Origin of the sequence: Pseudoxanthomonas sp. (assembly GCF_035999195.1) — a bacterium.
Taxonomy (GTDB): Bacteria; Pseudomonadota; Gammaproteobacteria; order Xanthomonadales; family Xanthomonadaceae; genus Pseudoxanthomonas_A.
The window spans coordinates 315,569-342,397 of record NZ_DASYGY010000009.1 but is presented as its reverse complement, the minus strand read 5'-3'; the positions used below and the strand labels follow the sequence as shown (position 1 = coordinate 342,397).

At 67.5% G+C, this 26,829-nt stretch carries 21 protein-coding genes; 11 read left to right on the top strand and 10 right to left on the bottom strand.

Annotated elements, in window-relative coordinates:
* Window positions 1-7: 7 nt before the first annotated feature.
* Window positions 8-1,216, bottom strand: a complete 1,209-nt coding sequence (locus VGN58_RS08755; RefSeq protein WP_327482865.1) for an acyltransferase family protein — start codon at window positions 1,214-1,216, stop codon at window positions 8-10.
* A gap of 154 nt (window positions 1,217-1,370) precedes the next feature.
* Here VGN58_RS08755 and VGN58_RS08750 point away from each other — a divergent pair, with 154 nt between their 5' ends.
* Complete coding sequence (locus VGN58_RS08750; RefSeq protein ID WP_327482864.1) at window positions 1,371-2,255, top strand: LytTR family DNA-binding domain-containing protein; 885 nt, start codon at window positions 1,371-1,373, stop codon at window positions 2,253-2,255.
* Here the strand turns inward: VGN58_RS08750 and VGN58_RS08745 are convergent.
* Window positions 2,252-4,177 carry a GGDEF domain-containing protein gene (locus tag VGN58_RS08745; RefSeq protein ID WP_327482863.1) on the bottom strand — a complete coding sequence of 642 codons (1,926 nt, stop codon included), beginning with the start codon at window positions 4,175-4,177 and terminating at the stop codon, window positions 2,252-2,254. The genes VGN58_RS08750 and VGN58_RS08745 overlap by 4 nt on opposite strands.
* Before the next feature lie 130 nt (window positions 4,178-4,307).
* On the opposite strand from VGN58_RS08745, the gene prfB reads away from it, so the two are divergent.
* The 4 genes from prfB (at window position 4,308) to VGN58_RS08725 (ending at window position 10,738) form a co-directional block, all read left to right on the top strand.
* A protein-coding gene (gene prfB, locus VGN58_RS08740; RefSeq protein WP_327482862.1) for a peptide chain release factor 2 occupies window positions 4,308-5,433 on the top strand; the annotation gives its coding sequence in 2 pieces (ribosomal slippage) (window positions 4,308-4,382 and window positions 4,384-5,433; 1,125 coding nt in all).
* Between the two features lie 103 nt (window positions 5,434-5,536).
* The gene (lysS, locus tag VGN58_RS08735) at window positions 5,537-7,048 is read left to right on the top strand and encodes a lysine--tRNA ligase (protein WP_327482861.1); all 1,512 of its coding nucleotides are present in this window, start codon (window positions 5,537-5,539) and stop codon (window positions 7,046-7,048) included.
* A 360-nt stretch (window positions 7,049-7,408) separates the two neighbouring features.
* Window positions 7,409-8,542, top strand: a complete 1,134-nt coding sequence (locus VGN58_RS08730; protein WP_327482860.1) for a two-component system response regulator — start codon at window positions 7,409-7,411, stop codon at window positions 8,540-8,542.
* Window positions 8,543-8,545: 3 nt separating this feature from the next.
* On the top strand, window positions 8,546-10,738 hold the full coding sequence (locus tag VGN58_RS08725) for an ATP-binding protein (RefSeq protein ID WP_327482859.1): 2,193 nt from the start codon (window positions 8,546-8,548) through the stop codon (window positions 10,736-10,738).
* A gap of 182 nt (window positions 10,739-10,920) precedes the next feature.
* Here VGN58_RS08725 and VGN58_RS08720 read toward each other — a convergent pair whose 3' ends face one another.
* Together VGN58_RS08720 and VGN58_RS08715 are read right to left on the bottom strand one after the other, a co-directional pair.
* Window positions 10,921-11,787 (bottom strand): crotonase/enoyl-CoA hydratase family protein, encoded by an 867-nt coding sequence (locus tag VGN58_RS08720; protein WP_327482858.1) that lies wholly within the window; start codon window positions 11,785-11,787, stop codon window positions 10,921-10,923.
* A 265-nt stretch (window positions 11,788-12,052) separates the two neighbouring features.
* Window positions 12,053-13,732, bottom strand: a complete 1,680-nt coding sequence (locus VGN58_RS08715) for a long-chain fatty acid--CoA ligase (protein WP_327482857.1) — start codon at window positions 13,730-13,732, stop codon at window positions 12,053-12,055.
* Window positions 13,733-13,846: 114 nt separating this feature from the next.
* Here VGN58_RS08715 and VGN58_RS08710 point away from each other — a divergent pair, with 114 nt between their 5' ends.
* Window positions 13,847-14,287, top strand: coding sequence for a nuclear transport factor 2 family protein (locus VGN58_RS08710; protein ID WP_327482856.1), 441 nt, complete (start codon window positions 13,847-13,849; stop codon window positions 14,285-14,287).
* Between the two features lie 6 nt (window positions 14,288-14,293).
* Here the strand turns inward: VGN58_RS08710 and VGN58_RS08705 are convergent, their stop codons facing one another.
* The gene (locus VGN58_RS08705; protein WP_327482855.1) at window positions 14,294-14,773 is read right to left on the bottom strand and encodes a hypothetical protein; all 480 of its coding nucleotides are present in this window, start codon (window positions 14,771-14,773) and stop codon (window positions 14,294-14,296) included.
* Window positions 14,774-14,987: 214 nt separating this feature from the next.
* Window positions 14,988-17,753 carry an aconitate hydratase AcnA gene (gene acnA, locus VGN58_RS08700; RefSeq protein ID WP_327482854.1) on the bottom strand — a complete coding sequence of 922 codons (2,766 nt, stop codon included), beginning with the start codon at window positions 17,751-17,753 and terminating at the stop codon, window positions 14,988-14,990.
* Window positions 17,754-17,957: 204 nt separating this feature from the next.
* On the opposite strand from acnA, the gene VGN58_RS08695 reads away from it, so the two are divergent.
* Genes VGN58_RS08695 through acnB form a run of 3 tightly spaced genes read left to right on the top strand, consistent with a single transcriptional unit; the run spans window position 17,958 to window position 21,206 of the window.
* Entirely contained in the window at window positions 17,958-18,164 is a 207-nt protein-coding gene (locus VGN58_RS08695; RefSeq protein WP_327484615.1) for an AbrB/MazE/SpoVT family DNA-binding domain-containing protein, read from the top strand.
* Window positions 18,161-18,562 carry a type II toxin-antitoxin system VapC family toxin gene (locus VGN58_RS08690; protein WP_327482853.1) on the top strand — a complete coding sequence of 134 codons (402 nt, stop codon included), beginning with the start codon at window positions 18,161-18,163 and terminating at the stop codon, window positions 18,560-18,562. The genes VGN58_RS08695 and VGN58_RS08690 overlap by 4 nt, the downstream gene beginning before the upstream one ends.
* Before the next feature lie 52 nt (window positions 18,563-18,614).
* Entirely contained in the window at window positions 18,615-21,206 is a 2,592-nt protein-coding gene (gene acnB, locus VGN58_RS08685; RefSeq protein ID WP_327482852.1) for a bifunctional aconitate hydratase 2/2-methylisocitrate dehydratase, read from the top strand.
* Window positions 21,207-21,266: 60 nt separating this feature from the next.
* Here the strand turns inward: acnB and hflD are convergent, their stop codons facing one another.
* Genes hflD through VGN58_RS08665 form a run of 4 tightly spaced genes read right to left on the bottom strand, consistent with a single transcriptional unit; the run spans window position 21,267 to window position 23,934 of the window.
* Window positions 21,267-21,878 carry a high frequency lysogenization protein HflD gene (gene hflD / locus VGN58_RS08680; RefSeq protein ID WP_327482851.1) on the bottom strand — a complete coding sequence of 204 codons (612 nt, stop codon included), beginning with the start codon at window positions 21,876-21,878 and terminating at the stop codon, window positions 21,267-21,269.
* Entirely contained in the window at window positions 21,875-22,993 is a 1,119-nt protein-coding gene (gene mnmA / locus VGN58_RS08675) for a tRNA 2-thiouridine(34) synthase MnmA (protein WP_327482850.1), read from the bottom strand. The genes hflD and mnmA overlap by 4 nt, the downstream gene beginning before the upstream one ends.
* Window positions 22,990-23,451, bottom strand: a complete 462-nt coding sequence (locus VGN58_RS08670) for an NUDIX hydrolase (RefSeq protein WP_327482849.1) — start codon at window positions 23,449-23,451, stop codon at window positions 22,990-22,992. The genes mnmA and VGN58_RS08670 overlap by 4 nt, the downstream gene beginning before the upstream one ends.
* A complete protein-coding gene (locus tag VGN58_RS08665) occupies window positions 23,452-23,934 on the bottom strand; it encodes a hypothetical protein (RefSeq protein ID WP_327482848.1) in 483 nt (160 codons plus the stop codon).
* 89 nt (window positions 23,935-24,023) lie between these two features.
* On the opposite strand from VGN58_RS08665, the gene clpS reads away from it, so the two are divergent.
* Complete coding sequence (gene clpS, locus VGN58_RS08660) at window positions 24,024-24,344, top strand: ATP-dependent Clp protease adapter ClpS (protein WP_185896076.1); 321 nt, start codon at window positions 24,024-24,026, stop codon at window positions 24,342-24,344.
* Window positions 24,345-24,496: 152 nt separating this feature from the next.
* Window positions 24,497-26,776, top strand: coding sequence for an ATP-dependent Clp protease ATP-binding subunit ClpA (gene clpA, locus VGN58_RS08655; protein ID WP_327482847.1), 2,280 nt, complete (start codon window positions 24,497-24,499; stop codon window positions 26,774-26,776).
* Window positions 26,777-26,829 lie beyond the last annotated feature (53 nt).

The window sequence follows — 26,829 nt, the reverse complement described above, 5'->3', positions numbered from 1 at the left end:
GCCGCCGTCACCGCGGCTCGGTCGCCAGCGGCGGTCCGTTGCGCACCGCGCCTTCCGTGGGTTTCGACCCGAACAGCGGCCGCAGCCAGCGTACGCGCCGGATCACTTCGTAGCCCGCGAAGCACGCGGCGAAGGTGATCGCGACCAGCAACGGGCCCTCGAAGGCGGGCGGAATCGCCAGCGGCTTCAGGTGGTGCGCCACCACCACGATGACGGTCTGGTGCAGGATGTAGACGGGGAACACCGCGGCCACCAGATAGCGCAAGGCGCGGCTGTCGCCGGGTCGCCAGTGGTACGCGAAGCCGAGCACCGCGAGGATGGCGCACCACTGGTTCAGTGCCCAGCCCATGCGCATGGCCATGCGCAGCGCTTCCGGCGGATCGGCATCGGCATAGCGGGTGAAGTAGGCTATCAGTGCCGCCCAGCTGGCGAGCCACGTCGCCAGCGCCGGCCAGCGCAGCCGGTCGATCGCCTGCCATACCCCTTCTGCACGGGCGACGAGGAAGCCGAACAAGAAGACGCCGAAGTACTGCGCATGGTTGTACCAGTCGTCGACCAGGGCATGTGTCTGCTCGAAGCGGCCGACCAGCAGGACCCGTGCCATCCCCAGGAACAGGACTGGCCAGACCAGCACTCCCAGCCCGGACAACGCGCGCGCGAGCAGACTGCCAGACGCGTCGAGCGCCCGCGGCGCCAGCCGCCATAACAGCCACAGCACCAGGGTATAGACCCAGAGATAGGCGACGAACCACAGATGGTTCCATGTGGGGACGTCCAGGCAACCGTCGGCATCGCAAAAGCCGTCGTAGGCGGTCAGGTAGCGCCCATAGAACGCCAGGTAGCCGTCGTGGTAGCCGCCCGGCAACTGCTCGACCACTTCGTAATAGGCCTGCGGCGGCACGATCACCAGCATGCCGAAGACCAGCGGCACCAGCAGCCGCCATGAGCGGCCGCCCAGGAAGCGCGTGCGGGTTCCGGCCGCTTCCGCCCGCCGCTGCGCCTTGCCCAGCAGGAACGCGGTGGCCGTGCCCGAGACCAGGAACAGCAACGACAGCCGCCAGGGCGAGCTGAGCAGCATGAAGGGCTCCAGCGCCTCGCTGGCGGCCGGGCTTTTGACGTGCCAGTCCCAGGTCACGTAGTACATGCCCACGTGGTACAGGACCAGCAGCGCGAACGCGCATACGCGGACCCAGTCCAGGTCGTGGCGACGTTGCATGGCGAACTCCCTCTTCATTGGAACCGGCAGCCTCTGGGCGGCGAGCGTTGCCGATCATCGCAGAGTGACGAACGTCAGGCGCCCGGTGACGAACTGCGGGCCCTCGGGGACGAACTGCGGCGCGTGTCCCGGGAACGGTCGCTACACTGCGCGCATGAGCGACAAGGATGCATTGACCTACGAGCGCTACCTGCCGTGGAAGGGATGGGTGGAGGCGGGATTCTGGATCGCGGTGACCGCAGCCAACTGCATCGCCAACAGCCTGACCACGCTGATGGAGCTCCGGCGCGGTGAGTCGGGCATCCAGGCATGGGAGCCGATGGTCTGGGAAACGAGCAGTGCGCTGGTATGGCTGCTGGTGCTGATTCCGGCCATCGTCTGGTACACCCGCGAGCGCCCGCTGCACTGGGACACCTGGCGCACGCGGCTGGGCGAATACGCGCTGGCCAGCGTGCTGGTCTGCCTGGTGCACGTGGCGGGCATGGTCGCCTTGCGCGTGCTGGCGTACCGGACGCAGGGCATGACCTACGACTTCGGGCCGTGGCCACGCGAGTTGGCCTACGAGTACCTGAAGGACGCGCGCAGCTTCGCCACCATCGTGGTGGTCGTGGAGGGCTACCGCTTCCTGCTGCGCCGCTGGCAGGGCGAGGCCAGCCTGCTCGCCGAGCCAGACGAGGGGCCTCCGCTGGAACCGGTGGACCAGCCGGAACGCTTCCTGGTGCGTAAGCTCGGCCGCGAGTTCCTGGTGGCCGCCAACGACATCGAATGGGCCCAGGCGGCCGGCAACTACGTCAACCTGCGCGTGCGCGGCCATGACTACCCGCTGCGCAGCACGATCGCCGGCATCGAGGCCCGTCTCGATCCCCGTCGCTTCGCCCGCATCCATCGCAGCTACATCGTCAGCCTGGAACAGGTGGCATCGATCGAGCCGATGGACACCGGGGACGCCCGCGTGCACCTCAAGGACGGCGGCGTGCTGCCCTGCAGCCGTCGCTATCGCCAGGAACTGCGCCAGCGCACGGGCGCGGAGGCGTCCTAGGCCGCGCGTGCCGCCGGGACCTGCGGGAGCCGTTCCACTGCGTAACTGGCCACCAGTCCGATGACACCGCTGCGAACAGCGTCTTCGGGCGCATCGAGCAACTGCGGCGGTGTGACGACGGCCGGCAACGCACGACCCCACAGTCCGGCCCAGGCATTGCGACGATCCTTGGCGGCGTACAGGGCGCGGTCGGCCATGCGCAAGGCGTAGTCCCACCCGCCGGCAGCGTTGTCGAAGAACGGGAACGGCGCGAACCCCAGCGACACGGTCAATGGCCAGCGCTGGTGCGGCGCCACTTCATGCACTTCGCACAGCGCTTCGTGCAGGCGGGAGGCGACCGTGCAGGCCTGCGCTTCGGTGAGATCCGCGCAGGCCATCAGGAACTCCTCGCCGCCCCAGCGTGCGATGACGTCGTCGGCGCGCGCGATCTCGCGCAGCCGCCGCGCCAGCGCGACCAGTACCTGGTCGCCGGCATGGTGGCCGAAGCCGTCGTTGACCTGCTTGAAATGGTCGATGTCGATCAGGAACAGCACATGGCGCGTGCCGGCCGCAGGCGAGTGCGCTGCGATCGCCTTCATTCTTTCGGTGGCGGCACGTCGGTTGCGCAGCCCGGTGAGCGGGTCGGTGGCGCTGACGCGGCGCAGCTGCCGGTTCTTGCGCCGCTGCAGCAGGCCGAAGCCCACGCCCGCCAGCACCAGCAGCAGAAGGAGCGCGACGCCCGCACGCCGCAGCAGCGTCGATTTCTCGTCGTTCAGCAGGCGGATCTGCGCCTGGTGGCGCATGGCCTGCAACTCGCGCTGGGCCGCGGCGCTCTCGCTGCGTGCCTGCAGGTCCGCCAGCAGCTCCAGCCGCTGCGCCTTGACGGACTGCATCTCCAGTCCATGCAGGCGCGTACCGACCGCCATGGCCGCCTCGGCCTGGCCGAGCGCGGCGTGCGCGGCCATCCAGGCGCGCAGCACCTCACGCTGCTTCTGCGGCTGCGGCGTACCGTCCACGTACGACCAGGCCCGCTTCGCCGTCGCCAGCGCACCGGCCGCATCGCCGGACAGGCGTTGCAGCGTGGACCGCTTCGCCAGCGATCCTGCCAGGCCGGGACGGTCGGCGCTGCGCTCCTGCGCACGGATGACCGCATCGAGCACCGGGCCCGCCTTCGCCAGCTGTCCGTCGGCGATCCACAGGCCGGCGCGTTCGGCACGCAGGCGATCGACCACCGACTGCGCCTGCTTGCGGCGCGCGACGGCTTCGGCCCGGTCGATGGCCGCCATGGCATCGGCGGTGCGGCCCAGGCTGACCAGGTTGAGCGCATGGTTGTGGAGGATCAGGGGATCTTCCAGGCCGACCGCCGCGGCGGCCGCAAGCGCCCGGCGATGGTAGTCGTCCGCGATCTCAGGCGAATCCAGGTAGTCCGCATGGATCAGGCCGATATTGCTGAGCGTGGTGGCCTGGAACAGGCCGGCCTCGTCCGCCGGCAGGTGGGCCGCCAGCGCCTGCACCTGCAGGTAGGCCGCTTCCGCGCGGTGGATCTGGCCGGCGCCATGGAAGATCGAACCGGCCTGCGAATACGCGCGCGCCCGGAAGGCCGCCGGCAGGCGCGGGTGTTCGCGGACCAGCCGCTCCATGTGCGCGCCGGCCTCGGTGGCCCGGACCTGGTCGCCGGCAAGTCCGGCCGCGATGCCGAGGCAGCTGTAGACCTTCATCTCGTCTTCGACGGTCAGGTCGGGCGCACGCAGCAGCGATTCCGCCAATGCGACCGCCACCGGTGGCGCATCGCGCCGCAGCTGCAGGCAGCGCTTCACGTCGTCGGCGCGGGCGTTGGCGCCCGCGGCATCCTGGGCGCGCGAAGAGGGCAGGCCCAGCAGCAGGGCGAGACCGACCAGCCAGGACAGCAGCGGCGCGGGCAGGGCAGCGGTGGGAGTCGGCATGCGCGGACGGCTCATGGGAGGACGCACGGTAGAACATGCAAGTCGCATTCCAGCCTGGCCGCGCGCGCCGCGGCCGCCGGGGCGCCTCTGGTATCCTTGCCGACCGTTTCCATCCCCCGCGACACGACCCATGATCGAGCTCAATCCCATCCGCCAGCGCATCGCCGACCTGCAGGACAGGCTGGCCTCGCTTCGGGGGTATCTTTGACTACGATGCCAAGCGCGAGCGCCTGGAAGAAGTAAACCGCGAGCTGGAAAGCCCGGACATCTGGAACAACGCCGAGTACGCCCAGCAACTGGGCCGCGAGCGTTCGCTGCTGGACAAGACCGTCAACGGCATCCGCGACATCGAGGAAGGCCTGACCGGCGCCGGCGAACTGCTGGAACTGGCCGAGATGGAGAACGACGAGGACACCGCGCACGCCGTGGTGGCCGACGTCGAGCGCTATGCCGCGCACGTGGACAAGCTGGAGTTCCAGCGCATGTTCTCCGGCAAGATGGACAGCGCCAACGCCTTCGTCGACATCCAGGCCGGTGCCGGCGGCACCGAGGCGCAGGACTGGGCCGAGATCCTGCTGCGCATGTACCTGCGCTGGTGCGAGTCGCGCGGCTGGAAGACCGAACTGATGGAAGCCAGCGGCGGCGACGTCGCCGGCATCAAGTCGGCCACGCTCCGCGTGGAGGGCGACTTCGCCTACGGCTGGCTGAAGACCGAGACCGGCGTGCACCGCCTGGTGCGCAAGTCGCCGTTCGACTCGGACAACCGCCGCCACACCAGCTTCACCTCGGTGTTCGTGTCGCCGGAAGTCGACGACAACATCGACATCGACATCAACCCGGCCGACCTGAAGACCGACGTGTATCGCTCGTCCGGCGCCGGTGGCCAGCACGTCAACAAGACCGAATCGGCCGTGCGCATCACCCACGTGCCGACCGGCATTGTGGTCGCCTGCCAGACCGGCCGCAGCCAGCACCAGAACCGCGACAACGCGATGAAGATGCTGGCCGCCAAGCTGTACGAGCTGGAGATCCAGAAGCGCAACGCCGAACGCGACGCGGTGGAAGCTACCAAGTCCGATATCGGCTGGGGCAGCCAGATCCGCAACTACGTGCTGGACCAGAGCCGCATCAAGGACCTGCGCACCGGCGTGGAGCGCTCGGATACGCAGAAGGTGCTGGACGGCGACCTGGACGAGTTCGTCGAGGCCAGCCTGAAATCCGGCCTGGAAGCCGGCGCCAAACGCATCGACGCCTGACGCGACCGGAAGCTCCCTTGTGGGAGCGACGTGAGTCGCGAAGTTGCGCCGAAACAGCTCGCGACTCACGTCGCTCCCACGTCCAAGAACACGATAAGAACCGATGACCGACCACACGCCTCCGCAGGACGAGAACAGCCTCATCGCCGAGCGTCGCGCCAAACTGACCGCGCTGCGCGGGCAGGGCATCGCCTTCCCCAACGATTTCCGGCGTACCGACTACGCGGGCGACCTGCAGACGCAGTACGAGGATGCCGAGCTGTGGACCGGCGAGGCGCTGGAAGCCAGCGGCCGGCGGGTGAAGCTGGCCGGGCGGCTGATGGCCAAGCGGGTGATGGGCAAGGCCAGCTTCGTGCAGATCCAGGACGAGTCCGGCCGCATCCAGCTGTTCCTGCAGGCCAACACGCTCGGCGAAACGTACGACGCCTTCAAGGGCTGGGATATCGGCGACATCGTCGGCGTGGAAGGTGGACTGACCCGCACGCGTACCGGCGAGCTGTCGGTGAAGGCCGACGCGTTGCGCCTGCTCACCAAATCGCTGCGTCCGTTGCCGGACAAGTGGCACGGCCTGTCCGACGTCGAGCAGCGCTACCGCCAGCGTTACGTCGACCTGATCGTCACGCCGGAAGCGCGCGACGTGTTCATCAAGCGCTCGCGCATCATCCGCGCGATCCGCGAGTGGCTGGACACCCGGCGCTTCCTCGAGGTCGAGACGCCGATGATGCATTACATCCCCGGCGGCGCCGCGGCCAAGCCGTTCACCACGCACCACAATGCGCTCGACCTGGACCTCTACCTCCGCGTGGCGCCGGAGCTCTACCTGAAGCGTCTGGTGGTCGGCGGCCTGGAGCGCGTCTACGAGATCAACCGCAACTTCCGCAACGAAGGCGTCAGCACCCGCCACAACCCGGAATTCACCATGCTTGAGCTGTACGAGGCCTACGCCACGTACACCGAGATCATGGACCTCACCGAAGGCGTCATCCGCGATGTCGCGCACGAGGTCCTGGGCACCGGCCAGGTGGCGTGGGACGGCCAGGACATCGACCTGGAGCCGGCCTTCCGCCGCTGGCGCATGGACGAGGCGGTCCGCCACCACAATCCCGAGATCACGCTGGCCGACTGCACCGACCGCGACGCGCTGGTGCGCCACTGCGAGCGCCTGAAGATCCACGTCAAGCCGTCGTACGGCTGGGGCAAGCTGCTGCTGGAGATCTTCGAGAAGACGGTCGAACACACCCTGGTGCAGCCCACCTTCATCACCGACCATCCGGTGGAAGTGTCGCCGCTTGCGCGGGCCAACGACGACCAGCCGGGCTACACCGACCGCTTCGAGCTGTTCATCAACGGCAAGGAGATCGCCAACGGCTTCTCCGAACTGAACGACCCCGAGGACCAGGCCGCGCGCTTCATGGCCCAGGTCCAGGCCAAGGAGGGCGGCGACGACGAGGCCATGCACTTCGACGCCGACTACATCCGCGCCCTGGAGGTCGGCCTGCCGCCCACCGGCGGCCTGGGCATCGGCATCGACCGGCTGGTGATGCTGCTGACCGGGTCGGAGTCGATCCGCGATGTCCTGCTGTTTCCCTACATGCGCCCGGAAAGCCAGGGGTGAAAGAACAGGCCCGGCACGTCAATCGGGTGACGCTCCGGGGCAGAATGGGCGCTCGCCGGCATGACGCGGCGGGTCCGGCGGCACCAGGCGAGGCCGTCGCCGGTGCCGGTTTTCCCGTCGCGCCACCCGTCACGGAGGGACGGACAGGCCCAAAAACGCGTTACGGAGGTCCCTTTGCTCAGCCCTGACAGGCCCTTGCGACGGCTGGCACGCTTCCTGCGTCGTGTCACGGGCAGGACGGTCAATTTTCCGCCGCCCGCGCCGATAGAGATCAGGGGAGGGGGCCCCGGGATACGCATCGGTTCCCTCCGTGGATCGCGGACCCCGACGGGGGCCGTGCCGCCGAACAGGACTGACGACATGTTGGATGCGAGCGCCGCCGGAGTATCCTTGCCCGATAGCCACGTGACGTGGCCACAAGGGGTGGGCAACGCTTTGAACATCGTCATCGTCGACGATCAGACGTCCGCGCGCACGATGTTGCGCCATGTCATCGAGGACATCGCGTCCGAACTGGCCGTCCACGATTTCGGCGATCCCCTGGCCGCACTGGAGTGGTGCGAGCGCAACCGGACCGACCTGCTGCTGCTGGACTACCGCATGCCGGGCATGGACGGGCTGGAGTTCGCCCGGCGCTTCCGTCGCCTGCCGATGCACCGCGACATCGCCATCATCCTGATCACTGTGGTCGGCGACGAGCCGATCCGCCAGGCGGCGCTGGAAGCCGGCGTGATCGATTTCCTGGTCAAGCCGGTGCGTCCGCGCGAGCTGCGCGCCCGCTGCCGCAACCTGCTGCAGCTGCGCCAGCAGTCCGAGAACGTCAAGCAGCGCGCCCTGTCGCTGGAGCAGCGCCTGCTGTCCAGCATGCACGAGGTCGAGGAACGCGAACGCGAGACGCTGTCGCGCCTGGCCCGCGCCATCGAATACCGCGACAGCGGCACCAGCGCCTACCTCGAGCGCATGGCGCACGTGGCCGGCCTGATCGCCGAGCAGCTCGGCCTGCCGGAAGACGAAGTGCGCACCATCGAGATGGCGGCGCCGCTGCACGACATGGGCAAGATCGCCATTCCGGATTCGGTGCTGATGAAGGCCGGTCCGCTGACCGCCGACGAGACCGAGGTCATGCGGCGCCATCCCAAGATCGGCCATCAGCTGCTGTCCGGCAGCCAGAACCGTTTCATCCAGACCGGCGCGCTGATCGCGCTGCGCCACCACGAACGCTACGACGGCAGCGGCTACCCCGATGGCCTCGTCGGCGAGCAGATCCCGTTGGAAGCGAGGATAGTGGCGGTGGCGGATGTGTTCGATGCGCTGATTTCGCCGCGCCCGTACAAGAAGGCGTGGGAGAAGGATGCCGCGCTCGCGTACCTGTACGCCCAGCGTGGTCGCCTGTTCGATCCTGCATGTGTCGACGCGCTGATCCGTGGGCGGGCGCGGCTCGACGACATCTGCGAACGCTACTCGACGGTGCAGAGCCGTCCAGGGATGGAGTGAGCCATGACCAATCCCCTCAGCTGGATCAAGTCCCGCCTGGCGCATCGCGGCGACAGTGAACACGGCCAGGCGCTGATCCGCGTCGCGCTGATCTCGATCATCCTGGCCTATGCGCTGCTGCCGTCCTCGCGCGCGGCGCTGCCGTCCGACGAATACGCCATCGTGCTGGCCATCATCACCTCGGGGCTGGTCAACGGCCTGGGTATCTTCGCGTGGCTGCTGGTGCAGCCGGGCAAGTCGCACGTGCGACGGGGCCTGGGCATGGTGGCCGACTACGGCCTGCTGGCGGCCGCGATGATCGGCATGGGCGAACCGCTGTCCTGGGCCTACGTGGTGCTCATGTGGATCACGGTCGGCAACGGCCTGCGCTACGGCAACCGCTATCTGGTGGTGGCGGTGGCGATGGCCAGCACGGCGTTCGCCGCCGTGGTGGCGATGAACGACTACTGGCGCGGCAACCTGACCCTGGGCGTGGGCCTGGTGCTGGGCCTGATCGCGGTGCCGATGTACCTGTCCGGCCTGCTGCGCGACCTGACCCGCGCCACCGACGAGGCGCGCCGGGCCAACGAGGCCAAGAGCCGTTTCCTGGCCAACATGAGCCATGAATTCCGCACGCCGCTCAACGGCCTGGCGGGCATGTCCGAGTTGCTGGCGACGACCCGCCTGGATGCCGAACAGCGCGAATGCCTGTCCACCATCCAGGCCTCGACGCGCACGTTGCTGGGCCTGGTCGAGGACGTGCTGGACATCTCCGCCATCGAGGCGGGCAAGGTCAAGCTCAACGTGGTGGAGTTCTCGCCACGCGAACTGGTCGAGAGCATCGGCCTGATCCTGATGCCGCAGGCGCGCGGCAAGCAGGTCCGCTACGAAGGCGTGGTGGACGATGCCATTCCCCTCAAGCTGCGCGGCGACGCCGGCCACCTGCGGCAGGTGCTGCTGAACCTGGCGGGCAATGCGGTGAAGTTCACCGACGAGGGCGAAGTTCGCCTGGTGGTGGCACCGGCGCAGGTCGAGGAAGGTCGGATCCGCCTGCGCTTCACCGTCACCGACACCGGCATCGGCGTCCCCGTGGCGTTGCGCGAGCGGCTGTTCGAGGCGTTCGAGCAGGCCGACGGCAGCCTGTCGCGCCGCTACGGCGGCACCGGCCTGGGCACGACGATCGCCAAGGGCCTGACCGAGGCGATGGGCGGCACCATCGGCTTCGAAAGCCATGAGGAGCGTGGCAGCTGCTTCTGGGTCGAACTGCCGTTCGAGGCGGTGCCGGAGCGCGTGATGGTGCCGGCCGTGCATGGCCACGACGAATGGCTGCAGGAAGAGCCCGAAACATCGAGCGCGGAGAACATCATCGCGTTCTCCGATCCGTTCCTGCGCCATCGCGCGCGCGTGCGCAGCATGCAGATCCTGGTGGCCGACGACCACGAGGCCAACCGTATGGTGGTCCAGCGCCTGCTGCAGAAGGCCGGCCATCGGATCACCTGCGTCAATGGCGGCGAGGAAGTCCTCGATGCGCTGGAATCGGCGTCCTACGACGCTGTCATCTGCGACCTGCACATGCCGGGCCTGAGTGGCCTGGACCTGCTGAAACAGCTGCGCGTGATGGAAGCCGGCAGCGGCAGCCGCACGCCGGTGCTCATCCTGAGCGCCGACGTCACGCCGGAATCCATCCGGCGCTGCGAGCAGGCCGGCGCGCGCGCGTTCCTGGCCAAGCCGGTGGTCGCGACGCGGCTGCTCGATGCGCTGGCCGACATCGCCACCTCCGGTCGCGTCACGGCCACCGCCACCAGTGCGGCGCCGGTGCGCACGGAAGTCTCGGACGGTGTGCTGGATGTCAGCGTGCTGGACGAACTCACCGCGCTCGGCATGGGCGAAGCCTTCGAGCGCGAGTTCATCGAACAATGCCTCAACGACGCCGATGGCTGTATCGGTGCCATGGCGCACGCGATGGAGCGGGGCGATGGCGAACACCTCCGCGAGCATGCGCATGCCCTGAAGGGCGTGGCCAGCAACCTGGGCCTGGTGAAGCTGGCCGCGGCGGCCGGCGAAATGATGAGCCTGGCGGACTGGCAGATCACGCGCGAGTGGCGGCATCGCCTGGCGGCGCTGAACTCGCACCTGAGCCATGGCCGTGCCGCGCTCGATGCACGCCAGCGCGTGCGCAATGCGGGCGGCAAGGGCAACGAGAACTCGTCTTCCTGATCGCCGGGGGTCGTGTCGACGCCGACGGAACAGGAGGGAAGGCGGGCAGATGCCACGCCCTGCGCAAGGTAGGGTCCGAGGCGAGTACGGTGGCCCGGACTCGCCCTTGAAGGCGCCATGCGCGCTTCAACCCCCTGGTTGTCCCCTGTAGGTTCCTGCGATGGACGCAGGCGTGCAGGCGATCAGGCGGCGCGGATGGACCGCTTCTCCTGCGCGCGGACGATGCGCTCCATCATCTTCAGCGACTTGTCGCCCAGCGTCAGCGCGGTGTCGACCCACACCTCGGTGATGCCCATCAGTTCGTCGTAGCCGACCGGCTGGGCGAGGTTGCGGCAGGCGTTCAGCGCCAGGTGCGCATGCGGCGAACGGCGCTGCCTGTCGATGATGGTCTGTACCGCGGCGGCACCCTGGCCCTTCGGCACCAGCACGTCCACCACGCCCATCGCATGCAGTTCGTCGCTGGTGTAGATGTTGCCGTCCAGGATGATCTTTTCGGCGACCTGCGGCGACACGCGCTTGCACAGGAACGAGTAGGCGCCCATGCCCGGGAACAGCCCGAACAGCACTTCCGGCAGGCCCATGTCCACGCCTTCCTCGGCGACGATGGTGTGGCAGGAGAGCGCGATCTCCAGGCCGCCGCCCAGCGCATCGCCCTGGATCAGCGCAATCGTGCGCACGTCGCCACCCAGTCCGGTGTTGAGGTGATGCACGCCATCGATGCAGCGGCGCGCGTAGCTCAGCAGGCGGTCGCGGTTGTTCTCGCGGATCAGCTGCGAGAAGAGTTCGAGATCGCCGCCGAGATTGAAGGCGTTGGCGTCGGACGCGACCACCAGGTGCCGCAGCTTGCCCGGCTGGCGCTGGGATTCGCGCAGGGTGATCGAATTCATGAAGCTCAGCACGTCGTCGAGCATCTGGCTGCGGAAGCACGGGCGCACGCCCGGCGCGGCATCCGAGTGCATGTACATCCAGTGCGCATCACCGCTGGGTTCCGATTCGACGCGGATGGTCGGGAAAGCACGGGTGCGCTGCAGTTTTTCGACGTTGTTCATGGAAAGCTCCTTGGAGGGGTATTGCCCGCGCGGCAGGGGAAGCGGGTGATGGATTTGTGTGACGCAGGTGGCATCACGCGCCGATCCTACACCTGAACGAATAATTAAAATCCAGTGCACGCGCGCGCTTGTCGCACCTTGGCAGCGTGGAATCGCCACGACGCTCCATATTTGTGACGCCCGTCTAGAATTCCCCACTAAAGGCCTGAACCCAAAGAAAAAGGCCGGCGCAAGGCCGGCCTTTCCTGATCCGCTGAACAGGGCTTCACGCGGTTTTCGCGGGCTCCCGCAGTTCCTTGCGCAGGATCTTGCCGACGTTCGTCTTCGGGAGTTCCGTACGGAACTCGATGTGGCGGGGCTGCTTGTAGCCGGTGAGGTTGTCGCGGCAGAACGCCTTCACCTGCTCGGCGGTGAGGGAGGGGTCCTTCTTCACGATGAAGACCTTCACGGCCTCGCCGGACTTGTCGTCGGGCACGCCGATCGCAGCCACTTCCAGCACGCCGTCCATGCCGGCGATCACGTCCTCGACCTCGTTCGGGTACACGTTGAAGCCGGACACCAGGATCATGTCCTTCTTGCGGTCGACGATATAGAAGAAGCCGTTCTCGTCCATCTTCGCCATGTCGCCGGTGTGCAGCCAGCCGTCGGCGTCCATCACGTTGGCCGTTTCCTCCGGACGCTGCCAGTAACCCTTCATCACCTGCGGACCCTTGATGCACAGCTCGCCGACTTCGCCGACCGGCACGACATTGCCGTCGTCGTCCTTCAGGCAGGCATCGGTGGACGGCACGGGCAGGCCGATGGCGCCGTTGTAGTCGTGCAGATCCATGGGATTGATGCACGCCGCCGGCGAGGTTTCCGTCAAGCCGTAGGCTTCGACCAGCGTCACGCCGGTGACCTTCTTCCACTTCTCCGCCACGGCGCGCTGCACCGCCATGCCGCCGCCCAGGGTCATCTTGAGGTTGGAGAAATCCACCTCGTCGAAGCCGGGCGTATTGAGCAGTCCGTTGAACAGCGTGTTGACGCCGGTGATCGCGGTGAAGCGCGTGGCTTTCAGTTCCTTCACGAAGCCCGGCATGTCGCGCGGGTTGGTGATCAGGTGGTTGAGGCCGCCGAGCTTCATGAAGACCAGGCAGTTCGCCGTCAACGCGAAGATGTGGTACAGCGGCAGCGCGGTGATGATGACCTCGTTGCCGTAATCCAGGCCGGTGCCTACCCACACGCCGGCCTGCTGCATGTTCGCCACCAGGTTGCGGTGCGTGAGCATCGCGCCCTTGGCCACGCCGGTGGTGCCGCCGGTGTACTGCAGGAAGGCGATGTCGCCGGAGTCGATGTCGATCTCGGGCAGGGTGTGCAGCTGGCCCAGCGTCAGCGTGTCCTTGAAGCGCACGGCGCCCGGGATGTCGTAGTCCGGCACCATCTTCTTCACGTACTTCAGCACGAAGTTGACGATGGCCCCCTTCGGGAAACCGACCAGGTCGCCCAGCGCGGTGGTGATGACCTGCTTCACCTGCGTACCGGCGAGCGCTTCCTGTGCGGTCTTGCCGAAGTTGTCCACCACCAGCAGCACGCTGGCGCCCGAGTCGACCAGCTGGTGCTTCAGTTCGCGCGGCGTGTACATCGGGTTGACGTTGACCACCGTCAGGCCGGCGCGCAGCACGCCGAAGATCGCGATGGGGTACTGCAGGCAGTTCGGCATCATGATGGCGACACGGTCGCCCTTCTTGAGCTTGAGCTCGCCCAGCAGGTACGCGGCGAACTGCCGGCTGAGCGTGTCGATCTCGCCGTAGGTCAGGGTCTTGCCGAAGTTGCGGAACGCGGGGCGGTCTCGGTATTTGCTGATCGCCTCATCGAAGACGGACACGATGGAGCGGTACTGCTCCAGGTCCACCTGCTGCGGCACGCCTTGCGGATAGCTCTTGAACCACGGACGTTCCTGACTCATCGTTCCATTCCCTCCCCAGGGTCTTCGGGTTGCCTTGCGGCGCTCAATGGGCAAACGCCGCACGCGGCGCCTGTCGGGAGCATACCGTTCCGGATGGAAAAGGCGAAGGTTTGGATGGCGAAGACCGGAATCACGTTTCGCGGCGGGTTGCTCGCCTGTCTCTCGCTGCTCGCTGCCTGCGCCTCCGATACACCGGAAGCCCGGTTGCGGCAGCAGTTCGACACCATGCAGGCGGCGGTGGAGGCGGGCAGCCCGAGCGATTTCATCGAGGGTGTCAGCACGGATTTCGTGGGCGAGGACGGCCTCGATCGTGCTGCATTGCACAACCTGCTGCGCGCGCGTGCGCTGACGAACACGCGCATCGGCGCCACCACCGGTCCGCTGGATGTTTCGGTCGATGGCGACAATGCGGAGGTGGCGTTCGACCTGCTGCTGACCGCCGGCCAGGGTGGCGTGCTGCCGGACCAGGCGGGCACGTATCGGGTGGTGACGGCCTGGCGCCTGGAGGCGGACGACTGGCGCGTGCACCACGCGCGATGGGAGCGCGGCCGTTAGCCGCCGTCATTTCAACGGGCTGAGCGCTCCCGCCGTCCAGCGATAGCGCAGCGTTTTGGGCACGGTGGGACAGCAGCGCGGATCATGGGGCCCTGGCCACTTCGTCTTCAGCTCGATCACCCCGCCTGCCACGGTCATCCCTTCCACCAGGCCCAGGGCGTCCTGCGTTTCTCCCGCGGGGACGTAGCGCGATCCCCGTTTCGCCAGCACGGCGACGCCATGGTCCCAGTAGGTCGGACCGTACATGGTCCAGAGGACGACGATCTCGGCCTGGCCATCGCCGTCGAGATCGGTCGCGACCACCTCGCCGGCCTCCCGGCTCTCCTGCGGGTTGCCTGCCGCCGCCTGCTGGCCGGCGACGAACTGATCGGCGATGCGCCGTGCCTGCTCGGCATCGGGATGGGCCGCAAGGCATCCGCAGGCTGCCAGCATGCCGAAGCAGATGCCCGCGTACCGAAATACCGGACGCTGGATACGTGGTGTCATGTGCGGTCTCCGTGGCCCCGATGCGAAGGGCTTCAAGAGCCGCAACGCCGGGAGCATGCAGAACCGGCAACGTGTCGGCGTGTGCCGGGCGACAAGGGCGGGCAGGGAAGCGCCTGGCCCGTCGTGGCCGGACAACACCGGTATCCGGTCGCGACTCACGTCGCTCCTGCAGGGGAACGCCCGCCGTGCCTCGGCGGGCGTTCTTCCGCGGACCTCAGGCCGCCTTGCGCGACGCCAGCTGGCGGAGCACGTAGTGCAGCAGGCCGCCGTGGCGGAAGTACTCGACTTCCTTCGGCGTGAGCAGCAGGACCGTGGCCTGGAACTCGACGGTCTTGCCGTCGGCCTTGCGCGCCGTGACCTTGGCGGTCTTCGCCGCGCCATCCTCCAGTCCGGTCACGTCGAAGGTTTCCGAGCCATCCAGCCCCAGCGACTGCGCATTCTGGCCGTCGACGAACTGCAGCGGCAGCACGCCCATGCCGACCAGGTTGGAGCGATGGATGCGCTCGAAACTCTCGGCGATCACCGCCTTCACGCCCAGCAGGTTGGTGCCCTTGGCGGCCCAGTCGCGCGACGAGCCGGTGCCGTATTCCTTGCCCGCGATCACCACCAGCGGCACGCCATCGGCCTGGTACTTCATCGACGCGTCATAGATGGACATCTTCTCCGGCGGGGTGCTGCCGAAGTACAGCGTGTTGCCGCCTTCCTCGCCGCCCAGCATCAGGTTCTTGATGCGGATGTTGGCGAAGGTGCCGCGCACCATCACGTCGTCGTTGCCGCGGCGGCTGCCGTAGCTGTTGAAGTCCGCCGGCTGCACGCCGCGCGAGACCAGGAAGCGGCCCGCAGGCGAGTCCTTCTTGATGTTGCCCGCCGGGGAGATGTGGTCGGTGGTGATGGAATCGCCGAACAGTCCGAGCACGCGCGCGCCATGCACGTCGTCGATGCTGCCGACGTCCATCGACATGCCGTCGAAGTAGGGCGGGTTCTTGATGTAGGTCGAGTCGCCATCCCAGGCGTACAGATCGCCGTCGGGCGAGGCGATGGTGTTCCAGCGCGCATCGCCCTTGAACACGTCGGCGTAGTTCTTGGCGAACATCTCCGGTCCGACGGTGCGGGCGATGAAGTCGCCGATTTCCTTGTTGGTCGGCCAGATGTCCTTGAGGTACACCGGCTGGCCGTCGCTGCCCGTGCCCAGCGGCTCGGTGGTCAGGTCGATGTCGGTGGTACCGGCGATGGCGTACGCCACCACCAGCGGCGGGCTGGCCAGGTAGTTCATCTTCACTTCGGGATGCACGCGGCCCTCGAAGTTGCGGTTGCCGGACAGCACCGAGGCGACGACCAGATCATCGGCGGCGATCGCCGCGGAGACATCGTCTGGCAACGGGCCCGAGTTGCCGATGCAGGTGGTGCAGCCGTAGCCGACCACGTAGAAGCCGAGCTTCTCCAGGTCGTCCAGCACGCCGGCCTTGTCCAGGTAATCGGTCACCACGCGCGAGCCCGGACCGAGCGAGGTCTTGACCCACGGCTGCGCCTTCAGCCCCTTCGCCACCGCGTTGCGGGCGAGCAGGCCGGCGCCCAGCATCACCGCCGGGTTGGAGGTGTTGGTGCAGGACGTAATGGCGGCGATCACCACATCGCCGTCGCGCAGCTTCTTCGCACCGCTGTCGGGGGCGGATTCGTGCGCGGCTTCCTTCGCACCGACGGCCGTCCCGCCGCCGCCCTCGTTCTTCAGCCGGTCTTCCTGCACCAGGTCGATGCGCTTGCGGCGCGCATCGGCGAACGGCACCAGGCTGTCGCGGAAGTTCTGCTTCACGTCCTGCAGCAGCACGCGGTCCTGCGGGCGCTTGGGGCCGGCCAGCGAGGGCTTCACGTCGCCCATGTCCAGGTGCAGCGTGGCGCTGTATTCGGCATGCGGGCTGTCGGCGTCGTGCCACAGTCCCTGCGCCTTGGCGTAGGCCTCGACCAGCGCGATCTGTGCTTCGCTGCGGCCGGACAGGCGCAGGTAGGTCAGCGACTCGCGGTCGATCGGGAAGATGCCGCACGTCGCGCCGTACTCGGGCGCCATGTTGCCGATGGTGGCCCGGTCGGCCAGCGGCAGGTGCTGCAGGCCGTCGCCGTAGAACTCGACGAACTTGCCCACCACGCCCAGCTTGCGCAGCATCTGGGTGACCGTCAGCACCAGGTCGGTGGCGGTGGCGCCTTCCGGCAGCTTGCCGGTCAGCTTGAAGCCGACCACCTGCGGGATGAGCATCGACGAGGGCTGGCCCAGCATCGCCGCCTCGGCCTCGATGCCGCCCACGCCCCAGCCCAGCACGCCGATGCCGTTGATCATCGTGGTGTGGCTGTCGGTGCCGAACACGGTGTCGGGATAGGCGATGGCCTGTCCGTCCTGCTCGCCGGTCATCACCACGCGGGCGAGGTTTTCCAGGTTCACCTGGTGGACGATGCCGGTATTCGGCGGTACCACCTTGAAGTTGTCGAACGCCTTCTGACCCCAGCGCAGGAAGCCGTAGCGCTCCCTGTTCCGCTCGAACTCGATCTTGCCGTTGAGGTCCAGCGCGTCGGGGCTGCCGAACACGTCCACCTGCACCGAGTGGTCGATCACCAGCTCGGACGGAATCAGCGGATTGATCTGGTCCGGGCTGCCGCCCAGCTTGACCACGGCATCGCGCATGGCGGCCAGGTCCACCACGCAGGGCACGCCGGTGAAGTCCTGCAGCACCACGCGCGCCGGCATGAAGGCGATTTCCGTGTCGGGTTCCCTGGTCGCTTCCCAGGCGGCCACCGCCCGGATGTGCTCGGGCAGCACCGTGACCCCGTCCTCGCAGCGCAGCAGGTTCTCCAGCAGGATCTTCAGGGAATAGGGCAGGCGGGCGAAGCCTCCCTCCGGGTCCAGCCGCTCGGCGAGCGCCGGCAGGCTGTAGTACGCGTAGGACGTGCCGTTCACGTCCAGGGTTCGGCGGGTGGCGAAGGAATCGCTCATCGCGGAGGCTCCTGTAGCTGGGAAAAGGGGTGCGGGAGCAGCATAAGGCGTCTGTCCCGCGCGTCTTGTCGAGGCTTGCCCGGATTATCCGCCAACCCCGGCCAGGGCCGGGACCCGACCAACGGACGGGGTAGCGGAACGGGTTCGCATTCGGTACGTCAACGAAAGTATGTATAATTCATCCATACTCAAGAGGGCGTGACGATGGAAGCCACCGTGGCCGAACGCGGCCAGATCACCCTGCCCAAGGCCGTGCGCGATGCGCTGGGCCTGACCAAGGGCAGTGTGCTGAAGGTCGAACTGGAGGGTAGCCGCATCGTGTTGCGGAAGAGCGTCGACGACGCGATTTCGCGCGTGCGCGGCAAGTTCGCCCTCGACGCGGATGCCGCCAAGGGCACCACCCGCGAATGATCGCCGTCGACGCGCCCGTCCTGATCGAGCTGCTGACCGACGGCCCGCGTGCCGATGCGGTCGAGGCCGGCCTGCGCCAGAGCCTGGGCAGCGGACGCGTCGTGGTCTGCGATGCCGCACTGGCGCAGCTGTGCGCCTCGTTGCGCAACGGTGCCGATGCCCTGGCCGCGCTGGAGGAGATGGGTGTCCACTTCAGCGCCGTCGAAGCCAAGTCCGCGCTGCGGGCCGGCGAGATGCAGCGCCGGCACCGCCAGCGCAGTGGCGAACCGCGGCCGATCGCCGACTTCCTGGTCGGCGCGCACGCGCTGCTGCAGTGCGACGGTCTGATCACCTTCGACACCGCCTTCCACCGCGACTATTTCAAGGGCCTGAAACTGATCGTGCCCGCGAACGAATAAGCAGCACCCCGCTTTCCCATTCCACCGCATCAACGAACGACCGGAGCCACCCATGTTGGAAGCCTATCGCCACCACGTAGCCGAGCGCGCCGCGCTGGGCATCCCGCCGCTGCCGCTGTCGGCCCAGCAGACGGCCGAGGTCATCGAACTGCTGAAGAATCCGCCGGCCGGGGAGGAAGACTTCCTGGTCGAGCTGATCACCCACCGTGTGCCTGCCGGTGTCGACGATGCCGCCAAGGTGAAAGCGTCCTACCTGGCCGCCGTCGCATTCGGCACCGAGAAGACCCCGCTGATCACGCCCAAGCGCGCCACCGAGCTGCTGGGCACGATGCTGGGCGGCTACAACATCCACCCGCTGATCGAGCTGCTGGACAACGCCGAGCTGGGTGCGACCGCCGCCGAAGGCCTGAAGCACACGCTGCTGATGTTCGACAGCTTCCACGACGTGCAGGAGAAGGCCGAGCAGGGCAACGCCCACGCCCAGGCAGTGCTGAAGAGCTGGGCCGATGCCGAGTGGTTCACCAGCAAGCCGGAAGTGCCCCAGTCGCTCACTATCACCGTGTTCAAGGTGCCCGGCGAGACGAATACCGACGACCTGTCGCCTGCACCCGACGCGACCACGCGCCCGGACATCCCGCTGCACGCGCTGGCGATGCTGAAGAACAAGCGCCCCGACGCGCCGTTCGTACCCGAGGAAGACGGCAAGCGCGGTCCGGTGCAGGAAATCCTGTCGCTGAAGGAGAAGGGCCACCTGGTCGCCTACGTCGGCGACGTGGTCGGCACCGGTTCCTCGCGCAAGTCGGCGACCAATAGCGTGCTGTGGTTCACCGGCGAGGACATCCCGTTCATCCCTAACAAGCGCTTCGGCGGCGTCTGCCTGGGTTCCAAGATCGCCCCGATCTTCTACAACACCATGGAGGACGCAGGCGCGCTGCCGATCGAACTCGACGTGTCGCAGATGAACCACGGCGACGTGGTCGAGCTGCGCACGTACGAGGGCAAGGCACTGAAGGACGGGCAGGTGATCGCCGAGTTCCAGGTGAAGTCCGAGGTGCTGTTCGACGAAGTGCGTGCCGGTGGCCGCATTCCGCTGATCATCGGCCGCGGGCTGACCGCGAAGGCGCGCGAAGCGCTGAAGCTGCCGGCGACGGACCTGTTCCGCCAGCCGCAGCAGCCGGCCGACAGCGGTAAGGGCTTCTCGCTGGCGCAGAAGATGGTGGGCCGCGCCTGTGGCCTGCCGGAAGGCCAGGGCGTGCGCCCGGGCACCTACTGCGAACCGAAGATGACCTCGGTGGGCTCGCAGGACACCACCGGCCCGATGACCCGCGACGAGTTGAAGGACCTGGCCTGCCTGGGCTTCTCGGCCGATCTGGTGATGCAGTCGTTCTGCCACACGGCGGCCTATCCGAAGCCGGTCGACGTGAAGACGCACCACACGCTGCCGGAGTTCATCTCCACCCGTGGCGGCATCTCGCTGCGCCCGGGCGACGGCGTGATCCACAGCTGGCTCAACCGCATGCTGCTGCCCGACACCGTCGGCACCGGCGGCGACTCGCACACGCGTTTCCCGGTGGGCATCTCGTTCCCGGCCGGCTCGGGCCTGGTCGCATTCGCCGCGGCCACCGGCGTGATGCCGCTGGACATGCCGGAATCGGTGCTGGTGCGCTTCAAGGGCGAGATGCAGCCCGGCGTTACCCTGCGCGACCTGGTCAATGCCATCCCGTACTACGCGCTGAAGTCGGGCCTGCTGACCGTCGCCAAGCAGGGCAAGAAGAACATCTTCTCCGGCCGCATCCTCGAGATCGAAGGCCTGCCGGACCTGAAGGTGGAACAGGCGTTCGAGCTGTCCGACGCCTCGGCAGAACGCTCGGCCGCCGGCTGCACCGTGCGACTGAACAAGGAACCGATCATCGAGTACCTCACCAGCAACATCACGCTGTTGAAGTGGATGATCGCCGAAGGCTATGCCGACGCCCGTTCGCTGGCCCGCCGCATCGCCAAGATGGAAGCCTGGCTGGCCGACCCGCAGCTGCTGGAGCCGGATGCCGACGCCGAGTACGCCGCCGTCATCGAGATCGACCTGGCCGAGGTGCACGAGCCGCTGCTGGCCTGCCCGAACGATCCGGACGACGTGAAGACGCTGTCCGACGTGGCCGGCACCGCGATCGATGAGGTCTTCATCGGCTCGTGCATGACCAACATCGGACATTTCCGCGCGGCGGCCAAGCTGCTGGAAGGCAAGCGCGACATTCCGACCCGCCTGTGGGTCGCGCCGCCGACCAAGATGGATGCGTCCGAGCTGACCAAGGAAGGCGTCTACGGCACCTTCGGTACCGCCGGTGCGCGCATGGAAATGCCGGGCTGCTCGCTGTGCATGGGCAACCAGGCGCAGGTGCGCGAGGGCGCGACGGTGTTCTCCACCTCGACCCGCAACTTCCCCAACCGCCTGGGCCGCAACTCCAACGTGTTCCTCGGCTCGGCAGAGCTGGCCGCGATCTGCTCGCGCCTGGGCAGGATCCCGACCAAGGCCGAGTACATGGCCGACATCGGCGTGATCAACGAGAAGGGCGCCGAGATCTACCGCTACATGAACTTCGACCAGATCGAGGAATACCAGGACGTGGCGAAGACCGTCGCGGCCTGATCGGCAGGCAGTAACGAAAAGGCCCGGCAATGCCGGGCCTTTTTCTTGCGCGATGGCGGGTCAGGGCAGCCAGTCGTCCACGGCGTCCAGCATCTGCCGCCGGCTGAAGACGAAGTCCCACATCGTGCCGCCCAACTGCCGCCACAGCACCGCCGAGCGCACGGCGGCGAGCAGGATGGCGCGGATCTCCGCCACCACGCCGGGCTGTCCCAAGTAATGCGGATTGCCCTGGACCATCACGCGCGGACGCAGATGGCTGATGGTGTCGGCGTACAGGCCGCCCAGCGCGGACAGCACGTCCGGATGCGTGCTGCCCTGCTGCTCGGCGCGGGGCGCGATCTCGGCCAGGCCACGCGTGACCGCATGCACCGTGTCCTCTTCGCGCACGAACCGACGCTCCAGCTGCAGCACGGCCATGGCCAGGCGGGAGAGGCCGTTGTCCTGCGTTTCCTTGGCCAGGTAGCCGCGCAGTACGCGCAGGCCCGGGGCGAGGTCGCCGATACGGCCGTACACGGCCAGCGGCGTGGCGGCGTCGATGCGGAACACGCTGTCCAGCGCCGCCTGCACGGCCGCACCTTCGGACTGGCCGGTCTCGGCGATGCGGCGGACCTGGTGGAGGGACTGCGCCAGCCCGGCCAGGGCCAGTACGCGGTCGGAGTATCGATTGCTCAAGCTGCTTGCTCCGCGAGTTTCGTTTCGAGAGGGGCGTCCGTGCGCGCGATCACCGCGCCTCCCAGGCATTCGTCGCCAGCGTAGAGGACCAGCGACTGGCCCGGCGTGACGGCGCGCTGCGGGCGCGGAAAATGCACCGACACCGTGCCGTCGTCGTGGACCTCCACGTCACAGGCTTCATCCGGCTGGCGGTAGCGTGTCTGTGCGGTGCAGGCGAACCGCGCGGCGGGCGGACTGCCCCCCACCCAGTGCGCGGTTTCGGTCCACAGCCGCACCGACATCAGGTACGGGCTCTGCGTGTCCTGGTCGACGTACAGCACATTGTTCGCCACGTCCTTGCCGACCACATACCACGGCGCCTGCGGACGCCCGCGCACGCCGCCGATCTGAAGGCCTTCGCGCTGGCCCAGGGTGAAATAGAACACACCGGGATGCTCGCCGATCACCTGGCCCGCCGGGTCGCGCATCTCGCCTTGCTTCGCCGGCAGGTAGCGCCCGAGGAATTCGCGGAAGTCGCGCTCCCCGATGAAGCAGATGCCGGTGGAATCCTTCTTGTCGTGCGTCTGCAACCCTGCCTCGCGCGCGATGCGGCGCAGCTCGGTCTTCTGCAGCCCGCCGATCGGGAACAGGGTGGCCGACAGCTGTGCCTGGCCAAGCTGGTGCAGGAAGTAGCTCTGGTCCTTGCTGCGATCCATGCCGCGCAGAAGGCGCCAGCGGCCACCCTGCTGGTCGATGCGTGCGTAGTGGCCGGTGGCGATCTTCTCGGCGCCCAGTTCCCGTGCCGCATCGAGGAAATGCTTGAACTTGACCTCGCGATTGCACAGCACGTCCGGGTTGGGCGTGCGTCCGGCGGCATATTCGGCGAGGAAGTGCTCGAACACGCCCCGCCAGTACTCGCCGGAGAAGTCGCGGAAGTGGAACGGAATGCCCAGCCGGCCGCAGACCGCGACCGCATCGCGGCGATCGTCTTCCGCGCGGCACTCGCCGGTCCCGTCGTCGGCCCAGTTCTGCATGAAGAGGCCGGCGACGGACTCACCCGCCTGCACCAGCTGCAGGGCAGCGACGGACGAATCCACGCCACCGGACACGCCGACGATGACGCGCGGGGCGCTCATGCGATCTGCTGCAGCGTCGACAGCGGCGAGCGGCGCCCGGCCAGGAAGTCCTGCACCACCTGCCACACCAGCGGGCTGCGGTGACGGTCCGACTGCGCCTGCAGTTCGGACGGCGTCAGCCACAGCGCCTGCACGATGCCGTCGTCGAGCGGCCGCTCGGGCAGATGGCGCACGGGATCCGCGGCGAAGGCGAAGCGCAGGTAGTGGCGGCCGGTCTCGGCCTTCCACTGGTAGGCGCCGATGAAGGCGGTCGGCGCGACCTCCCAGCCGGTTTCCTCCAGCGTCTCGCGGCGGGCGGCTTCCAGCAGGCTCTCGTCGGGTTCCAGGTGGCCGGCCGGCTGGTTGAACACCAGACGGCCCTGCGCGCGTTCCTCCACCATCAGCAGCCTGCCATCGCGGACCACGACCGTGGCCACGGTGACGTCCGGCTGCCAGAAGCGTCCCTCGCGATAGCTCACTTACAGATCGTCCTTGTCGCCGGAGAGCTCGATCTCCTTGTTGTCCGCCGTTTCGGAGGCGATGTCCATCGCCGCCTCGAGCGCGGCAGCGTCGATGCTGTCGGGCAGCTTGATGACGAAGTAGAGGACGTCGCCCGCGATCTCCCAGCTGCCGAGCTTCTTGCTGCGGCTGTCGGCCAGCAGGGCGAGCGCCTTGGTGCCGTCGATGCCGTCAGCCGCCACACGACCGGCGGGCGAAAAGACTTCGCGGATGCTGATGCCGTTGACCTGCTCGGTTCGGCCGGACACGAACACCAGCTGGCTTCGGTTTTCCTGCTGGTAGGAGTAGGTCACCTTGTAGTCGCCGTCCCCGTCCACCTCGAACTGGATGCCACGCGCGGTGAGGCGGGCATCCACGGAGGCATCGGCGGCCAGCACCGGCGTCGAGAGCATGGCGGCGCCGAGGAGGAGAACGGCAGGCAGGTGGCAGGATATGGGCTTCATGGGAGGCATCGGGCTGGGATGGCGCATTGTGGCCGGGGTCACGCATCGCGTCCATGCGGCCGACACGGGCTGGCGCCTATAATCGGCACATGCCCCGCAAGAACGAAAACGAACGCGACCATGGCCTGATGGTGGAGACCAGCCGGCCCGAGGTCGCGCCACCGCCGCTGTACCAGGTCCTGCTGCTCAACGACGACTACACGCCCATGGACTTCGTGGTGACCGTGCTGCAGCAGTTCTTCGCGATGGACCTGGAGAAGGCCACCCAGGTGATGCTGCACGTCCATACCCGCGGCCGCGGCGTGTGCGGGGTGTACACGCGCGAGGTGGCGGAGTCCAAGGTGGCCCAGGTCAACGAGTTTTCCCGTATGAACCAGCATCCCCTGCTGTGCACGATGGAAAAATCCTGATGGGGACCGGCGCGGGTACGCCGGGCCGGATTACGGTGTGGGGGCACCGCCGCGAGGCACAAGGCAACGATCCCTGAACACTGAAATCCGGTAGGGTGATGGAAAACCGCCCGCCAAGCCGCATATTGTCGGCATCGGCCCCGGAGGCAACCATGTTCAGCAAAGATCTCGAGCAGACCATCGGCCAGTGCTACAAGCGCGCCCGCGAAGCTCGGCACGAATTCATGACCGTCGAGCACCTGCTGCTCGCCCTGCTCGAAAACCCGTCCGCCCAGGCCGTCCTGAAGGCGACCGGCGCGGACGCCAACCGCCTGCGCGCCGACCTGGAACAGGCCATCGAGGCCTCGGTGTCGCGCCTGGCGGAAGACGACGGCCGCGATACCCAGCCGACCCTCGGCTTCCAGCGCGTGCTGCAGCGCGCCGTCTACCACGTGCAGTCCTCGGGCAAGAAGGAGGTCACCGGCGCCAACGTGCTGGTGGCGATCTTCGGCGAGAAGGACTCGCACGCGGTGTACTTCCTCAACCAGCAGGACGTGACCCGTCTCGATATCGTCAACTACCTGTCCCACGGCATCGCCAAGCAGGGCGAGGAGAACGAGGCGGGCGGGCCGCCCGAGGGCGAGGGCAAGGCCGAGGGGGCAGAAGGCGAAGGCAAGGGCGATGCCCTGACCGAGTTCGCCAGCAACCTGAACGACATGGCGCGCCAGGGCCGGATCGACCCGCTGGTCGGTCGCGGCGACGAGATCGAGCGGACGATCCAGGTCCTGTGCCGCCGCCGCAAGAACAATCCGCTCTACGTCGGCGAGGCCGGCGTGGGCAAGACCGCGCTGGCGGAAGGCCTGGCCAAGCGCATCGTCGAAGGCGAAGTGCCCGATGTCCTGCTGGACGCGGTCATCTATTCGCTCGATCTCGGCGCCCTCGTCGCCGGTACCAAGTACCGCGGCGATTTCGAGAAGCGCCTGAAGGGCGTGCTGGCGGCGATCAAGAAGATCCCCGGCGCCATCCTGTTCGTCGACGAGATCCACACCATCATCGGCGCGGGCTCGGCCAGTGGCGGCACCATGGATGCGTCCAACCTGATCAAGCCGGCGCTGGCGTCGGGCGAACTGCGCTGCATCGGTTCGACCACGTTCCAGGAATATCGCGGCATCTTCGAGAAGGACCGGGCCCTGGCGCGGCGCTTCCAGAAGATCGACATCGTCGAGCCCACCGTGGGCGAGACCTACGAGATCCTGCAGGGCCTCAAGCCCAAGTACGAGTCGCACCACGGCGTGACGTATGCCGACGATGCGCTGCAGGCGGCGGTGGACTTGTCGGTGAAGCACATCGGCGACCGCCTGCTGCCTGACAAGGCCATCGACGTCATCGACGAGGCCGGCGCCCGCCAGCGTCTGCTGCCGGAAGGTACGCGCAAGGAACTGATCGATGTCGAGGAGATCGAGACCATCGTCGCCAAGATGGCGCGCATCCCGGCCAAGCAGGTGTCCTCCTCGGACAAGGACGTGCTGCAGCACCTCGAGCGCAACCTGAAGATGGTGATCTTCGGGCAGGATCCGGCCATCGAGACGCTGGCCTCGTCCATCAAGCTGGCGCGCAGCGGCCTGGCCAATCCGGAGAAGCCGATCGGCAACTTCCTGTTCGCCGGCCCCACCGGCGTGGGCAAGACCGAGGTGACCAAGCAGCTTGCGCTGCAACTGGGCATCGAACTGGTGCGCTTCGACATGTCCGAATACATGGAGCCGCATTCGGTCAGCCGCCTGATCGGCGCGCCGCCCGGCTACGTCGGCTTCGACCAGGGCGGCCTGTTGACCGAGAAGATCGTCAAGACGCCGCACTGCGTGCTGCTGCTGGACGAAGTGGAGAAGGCGCACCCGGACATCTTCAACATCCTGCTGCAGGTCATGGACCGCGGCGTGCTGACGGATACCAATGGCCGCGAAGCCAACTTCAAGAACGTCATCCTGGTGATGACCACCAATGCCGGTGCCGCCCAGGCGTCGCGGCGGACGATCGGCTTCACCCAGCAGGACCACTCCACCGACGCGATGGAAGTGATCCGCCGCAGCTTCACGCCGGAGTTCCGCAACCGGCTGGACGCCATCGTGCAGTTCCAGGGCCTGGGTTTCGACCACATCCTGCGCGTGGTGGACAAGTTCGTCATCGAGCTGGAGATGCTGCTGCAGGAGAAGCACGTCAGCCTGTCGGCCACGCCGGCGGCGCGCGACTGGCTGGCCCAGCACGGCTTCGATCCGCTGATGGGCGCCCGCCCGATGGCACGCCTGATCCAGGACAAGGTCAAGCGCCCTTTGGCCGACGAGCTGCTGTTCGGCAAGCTGGTCAACGGTGGCCGCGTCAGCATCGATGTACGCGATGGCGAACTGGTGGTCGACGCGCAGGCGGAGCCGGAACGCTTGCTGCCGGCCACGGTATGACCTGGCGAGTGCGGCATGCCTGAAACGGAAAAGGCGGCCTTCGGGCCGCCTTT

What these genes read in the sequence shown, in the direction of transcription:
- clpA (WP_327482847.1), top strand. Translation starts at nt 24,497, where the DNA reads ATGTTCAGCAAAGATCTCGAGCAGACCATCGGCCAGTGCTACAAGCGC.
- mnmA (WP_327482850.1), bottom strand. Translation starts at nt 22,993, where the DNA reads ATGAGCGCCCCGCGCGTCATCGTCGGCGTGTCCGGTGGCGTGGATTCG.
- VGN58_RS08750 (WP_327482864.1), top strand. Translation starts at nt 1,371, where the DNA reads ATGAGCGACAAGGATGCATTGACCTACGAGCGCTACCTGCCGTGGAAG.
- VGN58_RS08710 (WP_327482856.1), top strand. Translation starts at nt 13,847, where the DNA reads ATGGCGAAGACCGGAATCACGTTTCGCGGCGGGTTGCTCGCCTGTCTC.
- VGN58_RS08725 (WP_327482859.1), top strand. Translation starts at nt 8,546, where the DNA reads ATGACCAATCCCCTCAGCTGGATCAAGTCCCGCCTGGCGCATCGCGGC.
- VGN58_RS08720 (WP_327482858.1), bottom strand. Translation starts at nt 11,787, where the DNA reads ATGAACAACGTCGAAAAACTGCAGCGCACCCGTGCTTTCCCGACCATC.
- VGN58_RS08755 (WP_327482865.1), bottom strand. Translation starts at nt 1,216, where the DNA reads ATGCAACGTCGCCACGACCTGGACTGGGTCCGCGTATGCGCGTTCGCG.
- acnA (WP_327482854.1), bottom strand. Translation starts at nt 17,753, where the DNA reads ATGAGCGATTCCTTCGCCACCCGCCGAACCCTGGACGTGAACGGCACG.
- VGN58_RS08715 (WP_327482857.1), bottom strand. Translation starts at nt 13,732, where the DNA reads ATGAGTCAGGAACGTCCGTGGTTCAAGAGCTATCCGCAAGGCGTGCCG.
- clpS (WP_185896076.1), top strand. Translation starts at nt 24,024, where the DNA reads ATGCCCCGCAAGAACGAAAACGAACGCGACCATGGCCTGATGGTGGAG.
- VGN58_RS08705 (WP_327482855.1), bottom strand. Translation starts at nt 14,773, where the DNA reads ATGACACCACGTATCCAGCGTCCGGTATTTCGGTACGCGGGCATCTGC.
- VGN58_RS08665 (WP_327482848.1), bottom strand. Translation starts at nt 23,934, where the DNA reads ATGAAGCCCATATCCTGCCACCTGCCTGCCGTTCTCCTCCTCGGCGCC.
- lysS (WP_327482861.1), top strand. Translation starts at nt 5,537, where the DNA reads ATGACCGACCACACGCCTCCGCAGGACGAGAACAGCCTCATCGCCGAG.
- VGN58_RS08745 (WP_327482863.1), bottom strand. Translation starts at nt 4,177, where the DNA reads ATGCCGACTCCCACCGCTGCCCTGCCCGCGCCGCTGCTGTCCTGGCTG.
- VGN58_RS08690 (WP_327482853.1), top strand. Translation starts at nt 18,161, where the DNA reads ATGATCGCCGTCGACGCGCCCGTCCTGATCGAGCTGCTGACCGACGGC.
- acnB (WP_327482852.1), top strand. Translation starts at nt 18,615, where the DNA reads ATGTTGGAAGCCTATCGCCACCACGTAGCCGAGCGCGCCGCGCTGGGC.
- VGN58_RS08695 (WP_327484615.1), top strand. Translation starts at nt 17,958, where the DNA reads ATGGAAGCCACCGTGGCCGAACGCGGCCAGATCACCCTGCCCAAGGCC.
- VGN58_RS08730 (WP_327482860.1), top strand. Translation starts at nt 7,409, where the DNA reads ATGTTGGATGCGAGCGCCGCCGGAGTATCCTTGCCCGATAGCCACGTG.